Below are 16,936 nucleotides of genomic sequence, written 5' to 3'. Positions count from 1 at the left end.
GACGCTCCGGGCTGCAGATGTGCGGAGGGTTCCCGAGACGGCAGGACCCTGTGGATAACTCCGGATGCCACGGTAGTCACAGCGGCTGTGAACGGCAACCTGCCTGGGGAATCCGCGCGCGTGTTGCGCATACGTGCAGGCGCGGGGTTGTGGATAATAGCTGTGCGGATCTCGCAGGTCGTCCCCTGTCGAAGCGCGCAGATTTGCTCTGCGCGCCGCCAAGACGTACCCTTAATCGGTTGACTTATGCCTGAACGGCAGATCCCTATGTCTCCGGTCAAAATGATCCCGGTGGCAGCATTCCCGGAGTGATTCCATGAGCAAGCGCACCTTCCAGCCCAACAACCGTCGTCGCGCCAAGAAGCACGGCTTCCGTCTTCGCATGCGCACCCGCGCCGGCCGCGCCATCCTGTCGGCACGCCGCGCGAAGGGCCGCACCGAGCTCTCCGCGTAGAACGCTGTGCTCGCCCGCCCGTATCGCGTGACCCGCGGGAGCGACTATCGTCTGGTCGTTCGACGCGGTTCACGCTGTGGCGGAGCCCGCGTCGTCACATCGATGCTGACGACGGGTGAGAGCAGAGCCGCGAGGTTCGGATTCATCATCAGCAAGCAGGTGGGCACCGCAGTGGTGCGCAACACCGTCCGTCGGCGACTCAAAGCCGTCTGTGCGGAGGCGTTGTCACGGGTCCCCGAGGGCACGGATGTCGTCATCCGTGCCCTTCCTGCGTCTGCGACCGCGAGCTTCGCCGAGCTGAGTGCCGATGTGAACCGCTGTCTCGACCGACTCGCGAAGACGCGACCGTGACCGCTCTACCGGCGTCGTCGATCGGCACAGGGCGCATGCAGGCGCGCGACGTGCTGCGCGGCATCCCCCTGATCCCCAGGAATCTCGTACTGGGTTTCCTGACCGGGTACCGCAAGGTCATCTCTCCGATATACGGAGATGTGTGTGCGTACTACCCGTCCTGTTCGGCTTACGCTGTAGGGGCGGTGCAGCAGCACGGTGCCGTGCGGGGAACCCTGTTCTCGGCGTGGCGCATTCTCCGTTGCAACCCCTGGAGTCATGGCGGCGTCGATGACGTCCGTCCGCATGAACACTTCCGCTATGACCTGACCGCTCGCGGTTTCGTCGTCCCTTCCCGAAAGGACTGATCGGTGGGTCTTGACCTTCTGTTCGCCAGCGCAACACCGTCGCCGGCGCCTGCCTCCGGCGGCTTCGACCTGATCGGAACCATCCTCTGGCCGCTCAAGTGGGTCGTCGAGCTCGTTCTCGTCGCCTGGCACTGGCTGCTGACTGCGGTCGGACTTCCGGCCGCCTCCGGTCTGACCTGGGTGCTGTCGATCGTCGGCCTCGTCATCGTCGTGCGCGCTGCCCTGATCCCGCTCTTCGTGAAGCAGATCAAAAGCCAGCGGAAGATGATGGAAATTGCTCCTGAACTGCGAAAAGTCCAGGAGAAGTATCGCGGCAAGAAGGACCAGCTCTCTCGCGAAGCCATGAGCCGCGAGACCATGGCGCTGTACAAGAAGCACGGCACGACACCGATGTCGAGCTGTCTGCCATTGCTGGTGCAGATGCCGATCTTCTTCTCGCTGTTCAGCGTGCTGAGCGATGTGACCAAGCATCACAATGCCGGTATCGGCGGAGTGGGCTTCCTCAACGCGCAGCTCACCGAGCAGTTCTACGACGCGAAGCTGTTCGGTGTCGCCTCGCTGCACGAGACTCTCGGCAACGCCGTGGACGCGGGGAACACCACCGCGATCGTGATCCTGGTCACGCTCGTCGTGCTGATGATCGGTTCGCAGTTCTTCACGCAGCTGCAGATCATCTCGAAGAACCTGTCGCCCGAGGCCAAGACCGGCCAGGCGTACCAGATGCAGAAGATCATGCTCTACGTGCTGCCGCTGGGGTTCATCTTCTCGGGTATCTTCTTCCCGCTCGGTGTCGTCGTGTACTGGTTCATCTCGAACCTGTGGACCATGGGTCAGCAGTTCCTCGTCATCCGCGAGATGCCGACTCCGGGTTCCGAGGCCGCGAAGGCCCGTGAAGAGCGCCTGGCGCGCAAGGGCAAGGCCATCGATTCGTCGGGCAAGGTCGTGCCGATGTCGGTGTACGAGGCCGAGCAGCAGCGCATGCTCGACGAGGTGGAGAAGGCCAAGGCTCAGGCTCCCAAGCGTCAGCAGCCTGTCGGTAAGAAGCGTTCGAAGAAGAAGGGGAGCGGTGCATGACGGAGAACATCACGGCCATCGAGGAGCCGACGGTCGCACAGCTCGAGAACGAGGGCGACATCGCGGCTGACTACCTCGAGGAGCTGCTGGACATCGCCGACATCGACGGCGATCTGAACCTGGATGTCCGCCAGGGGCGTGCCTACGTCTCTGTCGAAGCCGAAGGAAACGGTCTCGCTCTGCTCTCAGCACCCGACACGGTGCAGGCTCTGCAGGAGCTCACCCGTCTGGCTGTGCAGAATCGGACCGGTTCGTTCTCTCGCCTGATCCTCGACATCGGGGGCTCGCGCGACGCGCGCCGGGCACAGCTCGAGACCCTGGTGAACGCGGCCGCCGCGAAGCTGGATGAGGGTGCCACGCAGGCATCCCTTCCGGCGATGTCGAGCTATGAGCGCAAGCTGGTGCACGACATCGCTGCCGATCAGGGCCTCGTTTCCGAGTCTTACGGTGAGGGCGCGGACCGTCACACGGTTCTCCGTCGCCGGTGATGTTCCACGTGAAACATCGGGTCGGACTCGCTCGGTGAGCGTTCTCGAGCCGGAACCGGCCGTCGCGGCCGAGTTGTTCGGCGACCGGATCGACATCGCCCGTCAGTTCACTGCGGCGCTGGCGGATCAGGGCGAGGAGCGAGGGCTCATCGGTCCTCTTGAGCTCCCGCGTCTGTGGACGCGACACATCCTGAACAGCGTGATCGCGGCCCCGCTCTTCCACGGTTCTGTTGCGGACATCGGTTCGGGTGCAGGATTACCCGGGCTGGTTCTGGCGATCGCGCGCCCCGACGTGCACTGGACTCTCATCGAGCCGATGGAGCGACGGATCACCTGGTTGAACGAGCAGGTGCGAGAACTGTCTCTCGACAACGTCGAGGTGGTGCGCGCCCGCGCAGAAGAGGTCGATCGTCCCGGCGGATTCGATGTGGTCACCGCTCGTGCTGTCAGCGCACTGCGAACCCTGCTGCCTCTGACCGCGCCACTCGTGCGCGATGGCGGCGAGCTCGCTGTTCTCAAGGGCATAAACGCTGCGAACGAGATCGACGCGGCGCAGAAGCAGATCAAGAAGTACCGGCTGTCGAATGTGCGCGTCGAGGTGCTCGGAGAAGGCGTCTTGCCTGAGATCACCAGAGTGGTGCGCGCCACCGTTCGGTGATCTGCGTCGTGACATGCACGCGTCTGACGTGCGAGTCGTCATGTGAGCGCCCAGGGGTGACTCCCCCTCAGTCCATCGCGTTCGCGTACTGTGCCGGTGATGGAGGGTGGCGCTCGCTCTGGGCAGAGGGACGAGTGGCGCGGAATCGTCGATCGGTTGATCCGGTTTCCGCCGTCGGCAGGTACTCATTCCCCTTGTGGTCTCAGGAACGATGCGGATGGATGGTGGCGTGACTGTCGCAGAGGCAGTGGGTCATGGTGGGGATCACTGACGGGGAGACACCGTGCTGTACCGGCCGCTTCGGTGAAGTGTCCGGCTACTACCGCGTGTCTCGGGGGAGCGGTGGAAGGACTGCTATCGCGGATGTTCCATGGCATCCCCGCGACACGAACAGGTACCGGTGAGGGATTGCTCAGCGGGAGGAAGTCAAGACTCCGAACGTCACGATGTTTCACGTGGAACATCGACTGCCAGTCGAGGTTCATGTTTCACGTGGAACATCACTTGCTCTGCTCGTTAATGATGTTTCACGTGGAACATTCAGTGGTGATGCGGCTGTTCGGAAGGTGCCGAACTAGTTTGACTACGCTGTCCAGCCATCCGAAGTACCTGGTCCGCAGTGATCCCCCGGTCGGTGTGGCCGGCGGATGCACCGCGCCGCACTCTGCTCGGCATCTCGCCGGCGGTGCAATCCGACATCGACGTCGTGTCGCTGTGTCGCCGACGAGTGCACACCACGTGGAGGGGGCGCGTTCCGTCGGGTCGCTGAGATAGCGGTTGGGATCCTGGGATGTATGCGCGCCTACGACGGCAGCGCACGACGCACGTGATCCTGCTCTGAAGATGGAGCATGCGCGAGCGCACGCCGTCACTCCGCGAGGGTTCCGAGGATCATCCGCCCCCGGCATGGTGACCTCAGACGTGCTTCGCGGTGGAAAGAAGACCGGGGATGTGTGTGACTAGCGACACCCAGGAGTTCGCCGTGGCGCAGGTGATTCCCTGGTCCGGCACCGGTCTGGGTCAGACGGCAATCGGTCTGTGGTGGCCTTTGGGCCAGGGCGGTGCCGCCGGCAGGTCTCGGTCCCGAGTCAGCGGAGCGTGAGGGACACGACCAGGGCTGTGGTTTCGACTTCTCATCGCGCTCACCGATCGGTTCTCATCCGATCGTGCAGGCGTGCTCCCGCAACAGACAGGAATGTTCCACGTGAAACATCCGGGTCGAGGTCGATAGTTCGGCGCGTCATGACATCGAGGGCGTGCGCTGAGGCCGAGGCCCACCGAAATGCGCTGTGATCGCGGCGCCGGCATCACCGCACCATGTCGGGAACACCGACAGCGCGTCGCACTTGCTGCACATCGTCGCCGTACGGCCGAGATTGCCTGTGGGTGTGCCGCGGATACTGATCACAGGGATGTCGGGAGTAGGCAAGTCGACGCTGCTCTCTGCGCTGGGGGATCGCGGCCATCGGGTGATCGACACGGACTATGGACCGTGGAAGACCGCAGATGGGTTGTGGGATGAGCCCCGAGTCTCTGAGCTGTTGGACTCTGTCGCATCTGTCGTCGTCGCGGGAACGGTGGAGAACCAGGGGAGGTTCTACGATCGACTCGATCACCGGGTGCTGCTGTCTGCACCCGAGGAGGTGATCCTTGCACGTGTCGCACATCGGACGAACAACCCCTACGGCCGCACTGAGAGTGATCGCCGAGACATCCGGCTCAATCTCCGCATGATCGAGCCTCTGCTCCGCACGCGCGCCACAATGGAACTCGATGGGACGGACCCCGTCGAGCGCCTCGCGGATCGCGTCGAAAAGCTCCTTCTCGAGTAGGTGTTTCACGTGAAACTGGTCGAGTGGGTCCAGTCGATTCGTCGCGCCGGCAGGACAACGCAGAGGCGCCGCCGTAGCCGACCACACCGCCTCCGCGCATGCACTCAGTTCTTCGTCCGATGAGACCGAGAGAGACATCCGACATGCCGGGAGAACAGTCAGCGGGGTGCGCTGCGAACCGATTGTCTCGGACAACGGCTCGCTGCCCCACCGATTTCACAGGTTCACCCTCGGTGTCTCAATCCCCGATCAGGGGAGGTTTTCCTGCTTCGTCGAAACCGACATGATGTAGGCGCCTTCTCCCGACGCGGGCCGAGAATGTCACGATGCACCAGGGCGCTCACAATCACTGTCGGCCGCAGCGATTAGAGTGGAAGGCGGCCCCGAAAGGAGTGGATGTTTCACGTGAAACAGCCCGAAAAGGCATCACCGAAGAGCGATTTCGGGATGGATACACCCCTCGCGCGGGAGATCGCCGACCTGTCCGCTCGTCGACGCGCTCTCGAAGGTGTGCAGCTCCACTTCGGGGGAGAGACTCGCATCCTCACCGTCTCGAACCAGAAGGGCGGGGTCGGCAAGACGACGAGCGCGGTCAACGTCGCAGCCGCTCTCTCCGGTCTCGGCGCGAAGGTTCTCGTCATCGACCTGGATCCTCAGGGGAACGCATCCACCGCCCTCGGCGTCCCGCACAACGCGGAGACTCCGAGTGTCTACGACGTGCTGATCGAAGACACCCCACTCGCTGACATCGTGCAGCAGAGCCCAGAGGATGAGAACCTCTTCTGCGCCCCCAGTACCATCCACCTCGCCGGCGCCGAGATCGAGCTCGTCGCTCAGGTCGCCCGTGAACACCGCCTTCGCCGGGCACTCGATGTGTATCTCATCGACAGCCCGATGGACTTCGTCATCATCGACTGCCCGCCGTCGCTCGGACTCCTGACCATCAACGCCTTCACCGCAGCGCGTGAGGTCTTCATCCCCATCCAGTGCGAGTACTACGCTCTCGAGGGACTGAGCCAACTGCTGGGCAGCATCCAGATGATTCAGAAGCACCTCAACCCGGACCTCCACCTCTCGACCATCCTCCTGACGATGTTCGACGGGCGCACCCGTCTCGCGCAGCAGGTCGCCGATGAGGTCCGCACCCACTTCCCGCAGCAGGTTCTGGACACCGTCATCCCGCGCTCCGTGCGGGTGTCGGAGGCACCGAGCTTCGGACAGACCGTGATCGCCTACGACGGGCAATCCGCCGGCGCCGTCGCCTACCGCGAGGCCGCCGTCGAGATCGCGTCGCGCACAGCGACGCAGAGCAAGGAGAAATGATGGCGAAGCGCACTGGACTGGGTCGGGGCATCGGCGCCCTCATTCCGACGGCTGATCAGTCGGAACGCCCCGTGGACGTCTTCTTCCCCGGAGCGAGTCTGCGCCCGAACCAGACGACCGCACCGGTCGAGCCCGCCGCGGACCTCGAGGCGGTGCCCGGCATCCACCTCATCCAGATCGACCCTCAGAAGATCGTGCCGAACCCGCGGCAGCCCCGCACGCACTTCGACCCCAACGATCTCGCGGAGCTCGTGCACAGCGTGCGCGAGTTCGGTGTGCTGCAGCCGGTGGTCGTTCGCAAGAACGCGGATGGCGAGTACGAGCTGATCATGGGGGAGCGGCGCACGCGCGCCGCGCGCGAAGCGGGATTGGACGCGATCCCCGCCGTCGTCCGCGAGACGGCGGACGAGGATCTGCTGCGTGACGCTCTTCTCGAGAACCTGCACAGGTCTGAGCTGAACCCGTTGGAAGAAGCCTCCGCCTACCAGCAGCTGCTGGAGGACTTCGGCATCACTCAAGAGGAGCTGGCCACACGCATCGGCCGTTCCCGCCCGCAGATCAGCAACACGATCCGCCTGCTCAAGCTGCCGGTTCCCGTGCAGCAGCGCGTTGCAGCCGGCGTGCTGACGGCGGGCCATGCCCGTGCGATCCTCAGCCTCGATACGCCGGAAGCCATGCAGCGCCTCGCCGACAAGGTCGTGAACGAGGACCTCTCGGTCCGCGCCACCGAAGTCGCCGCCAAGACGGAGCCGGCCACGACGACGCGCACCGCCAAGCCGACGCCCGGTGCTCGCCGCGCGTACCTCGACGAGGTCGCGGGCAACCTGGGCGATCGTCTCAACACGCGGGTCAAGGTCTCGTTGGGTGCGCGAAAGGGGCAGGTCATCATCGATTTCGCATCGATTCAGGACCTGAACCGCATTCTCACCGAGCTCGGCGAATCGGGCTACGGTTCGGCGTGACACGCCCCTGCAGGAGCTGACGGGACGTAGACTCCCGACATCGCGATGATGAGAGGGATGCCATGGCCACTGCATTGAATCCGGAAGGCGTCCGGCGCCGCGTCATCGCGGTCAGCATCGCCGCCGCCCTCGGCGGTTTCCTGTTCGGCTTCGACACGGCCGTGATCAACGGTGCGGTCGACGCTCTTGCGGGCACGACGTCGGGCTTCGACCTCGGCGTCGGGCTCAAGGGCTTCGCCGTCTCGTCCGCGCTGATCGGCTGCGCGGTCGGGGCGTGGTTCGCCGGGCCGATCGCGAACAAACGCGGACGCATCCCCGTGATGGTGGTCGCGGCGGCGATGTTCTTCGTCTCCGCCATCGGCTCCGGTCTCGCCTTCAGCGTGGTCGACCTCATCATCTGGCGGGTGATCGGCGGACTCGGCGTCGGAGCGGCATCGGTCATCGCGCCGGCCTACATCGCCGAGGTCTCTCCCGCGGCCATCCGTGGCCGGCTGGGATCACTCCAACAGCTCGCCATCGTCACGGGCATCTTCGCGGCCCTGCTGTCGGATGCCCTGCTCGCGAACCTCGCCGGCGCGGCGGACCAGCCGCTGTGGGGGCTCACCGCCTGGCGATGGATGTTCATGGTCGCGGCGATCCCCGCGCTCGTCTACGGGCTCATGTCCCTGAGGCTTCCCGAGTCGCCGAGGTACCTCGTGCGCAAGGGCGACCTGAAACGGGCGGGGGAGGTCCTGCATACGGTGACCGGCGCCGTCGACGTCGAGGCGAAGATCAAGGAGATCACCAGCACGATCGACACGGAGCGCAAGGAGTCCCTGAGCGATCTGCGCGGCAGCCGCCTGGGCCTGAAGCCGATCGTGTGGGTCGGCATCCTTCTCTCGGTCTTCCAGCAGTTCGTCGGCATCAACGTCATCTTCTACTACTCGACCACGCTGTGGCAGTCCGTCGGATTCGACGAGTCGAGCGCGCTGCTGACCTCCGTCATCACGTCGGTGACGAACATCGTGGTGACGATCGTGGCGATCCTGCTCGTCGACAAGGTGGGCCGCCGCATCATGCTGCTCGTCGGCTCCGTCGGAATGACCGTGACGCTGGGTCTGATGGCACTCGCGTTCTCGTTCGGCACGCTGGATGCCGAGGGCACGGCGACGCTGCCCGACCCCTGGGCCACGGTGGCCCTGATCTGCGCCAACGGGTTCGTGGTGTTCTTCGGAGCCACCTGGGGCCCGCTGGTCTGGGTGCTTCTGGGAGAGATCTTCCCGAACTCGATCCGCGCGGGGGCCCTCGCGGTCGCCGCGGCGGCGCAGTGGGCGGCGAACTTCTTCATCTCGACGACGTTCCCGATCTTCGCCGACATCGGCCTCACGTTCGCCTACGGCTTCTATGCGTTCTTCGCTCTGCTGTCGTTCTTCTTCGTCTACTTCAAGGTGCCGGAGACCAAGGGCAAGGAGCTCGAGGAGATGACGGACGAGTTGAAGGTGGAGCGCCGGGGCACCCGAAAGGCCACGTAGGCTGGAAGCATGACCGAGTCCGTTCCCCGTCGCGCCAGCCTCGAGGTGCTGAGAGCCGAAGCCTCGGACGAGCTCGCCGTGCTGATCCAGGAGCGCCTTCTCGGGGGCGAGGATCCGTGGGACTTCATGGAGGAGCTCCCCAGCGTCGATGAGCTCGTGGTCTTCCTTCTGCGGGCCGACAACATCACCGCGAACGACGGCGTGCGGCCCAACGCGGCTCGTCACTATCGCGTGCTGCGCCAGATCGCTCTGGAGTATCCGGAACTCACCCCGGCGGTCTGGCGTCTGCTCGACGAGACACAGCGTCACCGCCGTTGGGATCCCACGGTCGCCGACGCGTCCTGATCCGTCCGATGCCGCGCATGCTCGTCTCGTACGACCCGTCATGGCCTGCGCGTTTCACGTCGTTCGCCGCGGATCTGCGGCAACTCACCGGCGCGGACTGGGCCATCGAGCACATCGGGTCCACGGCGATCCCGGGCATGCGCGCGAAGCCGATCATCGACCTCGCGGTGAGGATCCGGGACATCGATGACTTCGACGCGCACCAGCCGGCGCTGGAGGCCGGAGGGTGGCGGCGCGGGAGCGCTGTCCGCTCGCATCCGGTCATGATCCGCGAGCGTGAGGGCGCTCGGGTCGCGATCGCGCACTTCTTCACGGCCGGGGACTGGGATGCCGTGCACCAGCGCATCCTGCGTGACTGGCTGCGGTCGCATCCCGACGACGCCGACCTCTACGTGCACGCGAAATGCGACGCCGTCGCGGCCGCAGCCCGAGGGACGTCGGAGTACAACGCCGCGAAGACACCGGTCATCCAGGAGATCGTCGACCGCGCTCGCGCGGCTCAGGGACTGCCCTCCGTGCCGGTCTCCGACAAGTAGCCGCGGCGGCCGCTCCCGGAGGACGGGAGCGCGAAGCAGCGTCCGCGCACGAGGGACGGGCGGATCCGCATACAGGAAAGGCCGCCACCCTCGGAGGGTGGCGGCCGTGAAAGATCCTGATCAGCCGATGAAAGCGGCGAGGTCCTTCTCGAGAGCGGGCTTCGGCTTGGCGCCGATGATGGTCGTCTTGACCTCACCGCCCTGGAACACCTTCATCGCGGGGATCGAGGTGATCTGGTACTTCATCGCCAGCTGCGGGTTCTCGTCCACGTTCAGCTTGAGGATGGTGATCTTGTCGGGGTTGTCCGCCTGGATCTGGTCCAGAACGGGGGCGACCATGCGACACGGTCCGCACCACTCGGCCCAGAAGTCCACGAGGACGGGACCTTCGGCCTGCAGAACGTCCTGCTCCCAGGTCGCCTGGCTCGTAGCCTTTGCACTCATCAGAGTTTCTCCTTGTTCGAGGTTCGCCTACTACAACAGCAGGCGTCGTGAAACTGTTCCCGACCGCTCAGGCCGTGAGGATCTCGGCGGCTTCCGCGGCCGGGACCTCGACGGAGGCGTCTTCGAGATCGGCGAGGAAGTGCTCGGCGTCGAGAGCCGCGACCGTGCCCGATCCGGCAGCGGTGATCGCCTGACGGTAGGTCGGGTCGATCACGTCGCCGGCCGCGAAAACCCCGGGAACCGAGGTCTTCGACGAGCGGCCGTCGACCCAGATGGTCCCCTCGGCGGTCAGCTCGAGCTTGTCGTGCACGAGGTGCGTGCGCGGGTCGTTGCCGATCGCGATGAACAGGCCGTCGAGGGCCAGATCGCTGAGTGTGCCGTCGACCGTGTTGCGCAGCTGCACTCCCGAGACGGCGTCACCGCCGAGGATCTCGGCGACCTCGCTGTTCCAGACGAACTCGATCTTCTCGTTCGCGAAGGCGCGCTCCTGCATGATCTTCGAGGCGCGCAGCGTGTCCTTGCGGTGGATGACGTAGACCTTGTCGGCGAAGCGGGTGAGGAAGGTCGCCTCCTCCATGGCCGAGTCCCCGCCGCCGACGACCGCGATCGTCTTCTCGCGGAAGAAGAACCCGTCGCACGTGGCGCACCACGAGACGCCGTAGCCGGACAGGCGCTCTTCGCCCTCGATGCCGAGCTTGCGGTACGCCGAGCCGGTCGCGTAGATCAGCGTCTGGGCCTCGTGCACCGTTCCGCTGCCGAGCGTGACCTTCTTGACGGTGCCGTCGAGATCGAGCTCGGTGACATCGTCGTAGACGACCTCGGTGCCGAACTTCTCGGCCTGCTCCTGGAATTTGGCCATGAGCTCCGGCCCCTGGATCCCCTCAGGGAAGCCCGGGTAGTTCTCGACCTCGGTGGTGTTCATCAGCTCTCCGCCGACCTCGACGGTGCTCGCGATGAGCAGCGGCTTGAGGTTCGCGCGCGCCGCGTAGATGGCGGCGGTGAATCCGGCGGGACCGGAACCGATGATGATGACCTGACGCATGTGCTCTCCGTCGTAGATGCTGAGACGCCGAAAGACGTTCGACTGCTTCAACCAATGGTAACCGCGCGACATTCCCGCGCGTGGGCGGTCAGCGGCCCGGCAGGAAGCGGCGCAGCATCGAGCCGGCGACCGTGAGCTCCGGAGCGCGCATCAGGGCCAGGATGCCGATGTAGACGACCACGACCACGGCTCCGATGATGCAGGTGCCGATCGCGCCGAGGAGCTGGCCGCTCATGGTCCAGCCTGCGGTGCCGCCGAGCAGCAGGAAGACTCCCCATCCGGCCAGACCAGCAGGTACGGCAGCCACCGCGAACCGGCCGATCGCGCTCATCCACGAGCCGATCTGCAGACCCCCGATCTTGCGGTGCAGCAGCCAGATGGCGATCACGGTCTGAACTGCGCTCGCGATCGACTGTCCGAGTGCGACCCCGGCGGCGAGCAGTGTCACGGGGATGACGTCAAGAGAGTAGAGCAGCGAGGCCAGCAGCGCGGTGCCGACGACGAGAGCGCACTGGAAGATCGTGAACCAGAACGGCGTACGCGTGTCGTCGTAGGCGTAGAACGTCCTCTGGACGATGAAGAGGATCGTGAGCGGGAGCAGGCCGATGAGATAGGCGATGAGCACCGGCGCGGCGCCGAAGGCCTCGTTCAGATTGCTCGAGAAGACGCGAGACGCCGGGAAGGTGGCGGCGGCGACCGCGGCGATGGCCGCCATGATGAAGAACACCAGAGTGCGGATGCTGCGGGTGATGTCCGCGCGCACCTCGTCGTGGCGGCCGGCCGCCGCATGCTCGCTGATCTGCGTGAAGTACGGAGTGCCGATGGACAGCACGATGACCGAGTACGGGAGCATGAAGACCAGCCAGGCGTTCGCCAGGACGGTGGAGGACGCCCCGGCACCGGAGGCGGTGGTGGCGACGCTGCTCTGGAAGAAGCCGGCGGCGATCCCTGCGAGCGCCATCAGCATCGTCCACCCCGCGAGCCGACCCACCGTGCCGAGACCCGCGCCGCGCCAGCGGAAGTCGGGACGGAGGGACAGTCCCGTACGTCTCCAGAACACCAGGAGCACGAGGGCCTGGAGAGCGATGCCGAGCGTCGCTGTGCCTCCGAGCATCGCGACCATCTGGGGAGTCCAGGAGGCGGCGCTCCGGGGCACCTCGTGGAACACGGCGCCGAGGGCGAGGAAGCCGGCGATCGACACGATGTTGTTGATGACAGGTGCCCAGGTGAAGGGGCCGAAGACGCGGCGGGCGTTCAGAGTCTCACCGAGGAGCGCGTAGACGCCGTAGAAGAGGATCTGCGGCAGACACCAGTAGGCGAAGGCGATGGCCAGCGCGCGTAGCTCCTGCTGCTTTTCGGATGTGGCGAGCCACACCAGGCCCGGTGCCGCGACCATGGCGATCGCGGTGCAGACGAGCAGCACCACGACGCCGAGGGTGAACAGCTTGGAGATGAACGGACCGCCGCCGTCGGGCTTCGCTGTGGCCTTGACTATCTGCGGGACGATGACTGCGGTCAGCACGCCGACAGAGATCAGTTGGAAGACGCTGTTGGGGAGCTGGTTGGCCACCGTGAATGCGTCGGCCGCCTGGGAGATGGAACCCAGCACTCCGACCAGGACGATGCTCCGCAGCAGACCCGTGACTCGAGACACCATGGTGCCTGCGGCGATCACGGCGCTGGCACGGCCGAGGCTACTCATCGCGCTCCTCGCGGGCTCTGCGCCCATCGACGTCGTCGACGTTCTCGACACTGCCGACCGTCTCGGGCACGTCGTCGGCCTCGTGGGGATCGGCGGCATCCGTCTCGACGCCCGCCTCTGCGTCGCTCTCGCGACGACGGCGGCGCACCGTGCGGATCACGCCGACGCTGAGCAGAAGCACGATCAGTCCGCCGAACAGGGCGAGGCCGATGGTCTCCCATTCGGCCCGCACCGAGACGCGGACCCGCTCGGGCTGGCTGATCTGCACGCCCGTCGGGCTCGACAGTTCAAGGGTCAGCGTGACCTCACCGCTGCCCACTCGCGCCGATACGGGCACCTTCACTCTGCCGTTCGAATTGGGCTGGATGGTCGCCGCCGTGACCTTCTGCACGTCGAGACGCGGATCGCTCGGACGCACCGAGAGCATCACGTTCACCGGCCACGGCAGATCGTTGCGCACCGAGAACGGCAGATCGGCGTTGGCCGTGAGCAGCTGGATGGTGCTGGACGGCGGGATGTCCACGGCGTCGAGCGTGGCGGTCGTCGCGATGTGCACCGCAGCGGTCGCCTCGTCGAACTTCTTCGCGGTCAGGCCCACGGCGGTCGCACGGAGGATCTGGATGCGCTTGGGGCTCAGCAGCAGCTGCCGATCGTCGAGGATCGAGGCGAAATCGTCGAGGACGACCTCGTCGGCGAGCATCCGCTGCAGGGCGGCGCCACGCGAGGTGTCCGGTTCCGCCACGAGAGAGACGGGGACGCTGGGCGTCGCGAGGACCTCGGTGAGCCCGAAACCGGGGGAGTCGACGGCGGCGATCGCCTCGCGCAGGGCGTCGGCCGAGCGGGTGTCGTCGCGATCGAGCCCCACGAGGAGGGGCGTGGCGGGGTTGGGGAGCGCCGAGAGGTACACCTGCGCGGTGGCCTCGGAGAGCAGTCGCTGGCGGGACGCGGCATCGTTCTCGCTCGCGGCGTCGGAGAGGGCGTCAGACGCGGCGGTGTCCGAGACGAGGATGTCGCTGGTGCCTGCGGTGGCTCGAGCTCCGGCAGCGCCGCCGAGACTGGCGGAGGAGAGGATCGTGACGCCACCGTCTCCGACGTAGCCGGCGAAGGCGTCGAGATCGGCCGCGGTGACGTCGCTGCGCGGCCACAGCACGCCCGCGGTCGCTCCGTCGACCGCACGCAGATCGGCATCGCTGGGGATGCTCGGGCTGCCGGGCGACGGGCTGGGCGTGCCCGACGACGAGGGCGAGGGCGTCGGGGCGTCGGAGGGCGTCGCGCCCGCAGGGGTGACGAAGTCGCTCGGGTTCACGAACGGCAGCAGCGAGGTCGGCTGCAGCAGTGAGGGGAGTCCGGCCTGCGCCTGAGTGGTCGCATCCGCGTCGCCGAACTGCAGGGCGAAGCGGTCGTTGGGCAGTTCATCGAGCTGGCGCAGCCATTCCCGGGCGCTCTGCGGCGCCGTCGAGCCGAGCACGTTGACGGCGGCGGTGATCGCGGGGTCGATCGCGAGGATGGCGCCTGTGCCTCTGACCCCGTCGATCGCCGCGGTGAGCGCACCGTCGGGTGCGGTGAGCACCGTCAGCTCCTCCGAGGTCAGCAGGGCGCCGCGGGCGGGGGTGGCCGTGATCGGCACGATCACCGCGATGGGAGGATTCGGCGTCGCGGTGACCACCAGCACGGAGGTCGATGTCACGGCATCCGAGTCGCTCTGTCCCTGCGTCTGCGCGCCGCTGAGCGTGGCACGCAGCGGGTAGACGCCGGGTGCCAGGTCGGCCAGTGCTTCGGGGGGAACGGCGATGGTCGTGGTCGCTGCTGACTCGGCGTCCACCGCTCCCGTGGCGTCGGTGCCGAGCTCGTCGAAATCGCCCGTCACCTCGTCATCGTCGAGCCAGGAGGTCACTGCGGCGGGGCTCGACAGAGCGGTGCGGTTGATCTCGACGGTGACGCGACCGGCAGAGAGCGACGACGACTCGTCGTTCTGCACGGTCAGCGACGCGGTGGTGCCGCTGCCGGGGGCGATCGCGCCACGCACGCCCGCAGAGAGGATCAGTTCGATGGCGGGCGCGTCGTCCGCGTCGGCATCGGTCGCAGCGACCGCGCTGCCCGTTCCCGTGGCGCACAGGCCGAGAACGATCGCCGGGATGACGGATCCGCTCGCGACGCGCTGCAGGCGCGTGCGGTGGCCGTTCTCGGGGGTGGTCGCGGTCATGGAAGTCTTCCTCGAACGCCGGGGATCTCAGGCTGCTCGTGAGTGTTGACCTTGTGATTCTAAGTGGCCCGCGGGAGGAGAACCCTGAAGACGCGTAGAGTGACGGCCGTGTCCGACACCCCGTTCCCTGTGCCAGATCCGATCCACAGCGCCGCGCTCGCGGCCGACCTCGACGCCGCAGACCTGCGCTCGGAGCCACTGCGCCGGCTGTGGGGAGAAGAAGAGGACGACGCGCTCGCGCGCGGCCTGAGGGAGCCGATCCTGCGCTCGATCGCGCAGGACGACGGACCTCTCGCGACCCTCGGCCGCCTGCTGGTGCTCGGGATGCCGCAGCCCCTGGCGGCGGTCGACGCGGCGCTGCCGACCCTCGGCGTGGACGGCCTCGTGGCTCTCGGACTGGCGCGGGTGGACGCGGCATCCGTGATCCCGACCGCTCTGCTGCGACCGCAGTCGTTCGTGGATGCCGACGGTTTCGGCGAATGGTGGATCGCCAGCGATCTCGATGAGGCGGCACTCGACGGTGCCCTGCCCGCCGACCACGTGCTCGGCGTCGGCGGCGCTTCTCGCACGCTCGCCGAGATCGTGATGCCGATCGAGGTCGACCGCGCGCTCGATCTGGGCACCGGATGCGGCATCCAGGCCCTCCTGGTCGCCCGGCACGCCCGCTCGGTCGTCGCCACCGACATCTCGGCGAGGGCTCTCGCCTTCGCGGAGCTGAACGCGCAGCTGAACGGGGTGTCGAGCATCGAGTTCCGCCTCGGCAGCATGTTCGAGCCGGTCGCCGGAGAGACCTTCGACCTGATCGTGTCGAACCCGCCGTTCGTCATCACCCCTCGCGCCGAGGGTGTGCCGGAGTACGAGTACCGTGACGGCGGCCTCGTCGGTGACGCTCTGGTGGAGCAGTTCATCGCCACCGCTCCGCAGCACCTCACGCCCGGCGGCTCGGCGCAGCTGCTCGGCAACTGGGAGTCCCGCGGAGGGCAGCGGGCGCTGACCGGTCGAGCGGGACTCGATCGGGTGTCGTCCTGGGTTCCCGACGAGCTCGACCTGTGGGTCGTGCAGCGCGAGGAGCTGACCCCTCTCGCGTACGCCGAGCTCTGGATCCGCGACGGCGGCACGACGCCACGGGATGCCGCCTTCACCCCGCTGCTGCGCGCCTGGCTCGACGACTTCGCCGCACGCGGGGTGACCGCTGTCGGCTTCGGGTACATCCTGATCCGACGTCCCGCGTACGCCGGTGCTCGGCTGCGCAGGCTCGAGCGGCTGCCGCAGCCGGTGTCGAACGTCGGGAGCGCGCTGCGCGACGGCCTCGCCGCACACGACCTGCTGGCCGGAGGCATCCCGTCGATGCTGCTGACCGCGGCGGATGTCACCGAAGCCCGCCACCTGCTGCCGGGCAACGACGACCCCAGCATCATCGAGCTGCGCCAGGGCGGGGGGTTCTCGAGAACGCTCACGGTCGACCCTGCGCTCGCCGCGTTCGTGGGCGCGTGCGACGGCGACCTCACCGTCATGCAGATCGTCGCGGCGCTCGCCGACCTGTTCGAGGTGCCGCTCGCCGACCTCTGGGCGGACCTCGAACCGCGCATCCGACAGCTCATCCTCGACGGCCTTCTCGTGGCGGGTGGTCGGTAGGGAATACCCACCGACATCCATGCGTTCGA

17 protein-coding genes are annotated in these 16,936 nt (G+C 66.7%); 13 read left to right on the top strand and 4 right to left on the bottom strand.

Annotated elements, in window-relative coordinates; genetic code table 11:
- Positions 1-316: 316 nt before the first annotated feature.
- From rpmH to DXT68_RS16790, 12 genes are all read left to right on the top strand, one after another.
- Positions 317-454, top strand: a complete 138-nt coding sequence (rpmH, locus tag DXT68_RS16845; protein ID WP_022889115.1) for a 50S ribosomal protein L34 — start codon at positions 317-319, stop codon at positions 452-454.
- Between the two features lie 6 nt (positions 455-460).
- Positions 461-805 carry a ribonuclease P protein component gene (rnpA, locus tag DXT68_RS16840; protein ID WP_082068911.1) on the top strand — a complete coding sequence of 115 codons (345 nt, stop codon included), beginning with the start codon at positions 461-463 and terminating at the stop codon, positions 803-805.
- Complete coding sequence (gene yidD, locus DXT68_RS16835) at positions 802-1,152, top strand: membrane protein insertion efficiency factor YidD (protein WP_045254005.1); 351 nt, start codon at positions 802-804, stop codon at positions 1,150-1,152. The genes rnpA and yidD overlap by 4 nt, the downstream gene beginning before the upstream one ends.
- Before the next feature lie 3 nt (positions 1,153-1,155).
- On the top strand, positions 1,156-2,226 hold the full coding sequence (gene yidC / locus DXT68_RS16830) for a membrane protein insertase YidC (protein WP_045254004.1): 1,071 nt from the start codon (positions 1,156-1,158) through the stop codon (positions 2,224-2,226).
- Positions 2,223-2,714, top strand: a complete 492-nt coding sequence (locus tag DXT68_RS16825; protein ID WP_045254003.1) for a Jag family protein — start codon at positions 2,223-2,225, stop codon at positions 2,712-2,714. Before yidC ends, DXT68_RS16825 begins: the two co-directional genes overlap by 4 nt.
- A gap of 34 nt (positions 2,715-2,748) precedes the next feature.
- Positions 2,749-3,372 (top strand): 16S rRNA (guanine(527)-N(7))-methyltransferase RsmG, encoded by a 624-nt coding sequence (gene rsmG / locus DXT68_RS16820; RefSeq protein ID WP_045254002.1) that lies wholly within the window; start codon positions 2,749-2,751, stop codon positions 3,370-3,372.
- Positions 3,373-4,718: 1,346 nt separating this feature from the next.
- The gene (locus tag DXT68_RS16815; RefSeq protein WP_244918549.1) at positions 4,719-5,204 is read left to right on the top strand and encodes an ATP-binding protein; all 486 of its coding nucleotides are present in this window, start codon (positions 4,719-4,721) and stop codon (positions 5,202-5,204) included.
- A gap of 447 nt (positions 5,205-5,651) precedes the next feature.
- Complete coding sequence (locus DXT68_RS16810) at positions 5,652-6,527, top strand: ParA family protein (RefSeq protein WP_174233225.1); 876 nt, start codon at positions 5,652-5,654, stop codon at positions 6,525-6,527.
- The gene (locus DXT68_RS16805) at positions 6,527-7,489 is read left to right on the top strand and encodes a ParB/RepB/Spo0J family partition protein (RefSeq protein WP_174233224.1); all 963 of its coding nucleotides are present in this window, start codon (positions 6,527-6,529) and stop codon (positions 7,487-7,489) included. Before DXT68_RS16810 ends, DXT68_RS16805 begins: the two co-directional genes overlap by 1 nt.
- 62 nt (positions 7,490-7,551) lie before the next feature.
- Positions 7,552-9,000 (top strand): sugar porter family MFS transporter, encoded by a 1,449-nt coding sequence (locus DXT68_RS16800; protein WP_045253999.1) that lies wholly within the window; start codon positions 7,552-7,554, stop codon positions 8,998-9,000.
- 9 nt (positions 9,001-9,009) lie between these two features.
- The gene (locus DXT68_RS16795) at positions 9,010-9,345 is read left to right on the top strand and encodes a hypothetical protein (protein WP_045253998.1); all 336 of its coding nucleotides are present in this window, start codon (positions 9,010-9,012) and stop codon (positions 9,343-9,345) included.
- Between the two features lie 8 nt (positions 9,346-9,353).
- Positions 9,354-9,881 carry a GrpB family protein gene (locus DXT68_RS16790; RefSeq protein ID WP_052677705.1) on the top strand — a complete coding sequence of 176 codons (528 nt, stop codon included), beginning with the start codon at positions 9,354-9,356 and terminating at the stop codon, positions 9,879-9,881.
- 120 nt (positions 9,882-10,001) lie between these two features.
- On the opposite strand, the gene trxA is transcribed toward DXT68_RS16790, so the two are convergent.
- The 4 genes from trxA to DXT68_RS16770 form a co-directional block, all read right to left on the bottom strand.
- Positions 10,002-10,325: a thioredoxin gene (gene trxA, locus DXT68_RS16785; protein ID WP_045253996.1), complete on the bottom strand. Its 324-nt coding sequence runs from the start codon at positions 10,323-10,325 to the stop codon at positions 10,002-10,004.
- Positions 10,326-10,392: 67 nt separating this feature from the next.
- Positions 10,393-11,367 carry a thioredoxin-disulfide reductase gene (gene trxB, locus DXT68_RS16780; RefSeq protein ID WP_045254081.1) on the bottom strand — a complete coding sequence of 325 codons (975 nt, stop codon included), beginning with the start codon at positions 11,365-11,367 and terminating at the stop codon, positions 10,393-10,395.
- Between the two features lie 88 nt (positions 11,368-11,455).
- Complete coding sequence (murJ, locus tag DXT68_RS16775; protein WP_045253995.1) at positions 11,456-13,069, bottom strand: murein biosynthesis integral membrane protein MurJ; 1,614 nt, start codon at positions 13,067-13,069, stop codon at positions 11,456-11,458.
- Complete coding sequence (locus DXT68_RS16770) at positions 13,062-15,272, bottom strand: DUF6049 family protein (protein WP_052677704.1); 2,211 nt, start codon at positions 15,270-15,272, stop codon at positions 13,062-13,064. Before DXT68_RS16770 ends, murJ begins: the two co-directional genes overlap by 8 nt.
- Positions 15,273-15,371: 99 nt before the next feature.
- Between DXT68_RS16770 and DXT68_RS16765 the strand changes: the two genes are divergently transcribed.
- On the top strand, positions 15,372-16,907 hold the full coding sequence (locus tag DXT68_RS16765) for a DUF7059 domain-containing protein (protein ID WP_115760530.1): 1,536 nt from the start codon (positions 15,372-15,374) through the stop codon (positions 16,905-16,907).
- Positions 16,908-16,936 lie beyond the last annotated feature (29 nt).

The sequence above is a fragment of the Microbacterium foliorum genome (assembly GCF_003367705.1).
In the GTDB taxonomy this organism is placed as follows: domain Bacteria; phylum Actinomycetota; class Actinomycetes; order Actinomycetales; family Microbacteriaceae; genus Microbacterium; species Microbacterium foliorum.
The sequence above is the reverse complement of the archived record's forward strand: the minus strand, read 5'-3'. Positions and strand labels throughout refer to the sequence as shown.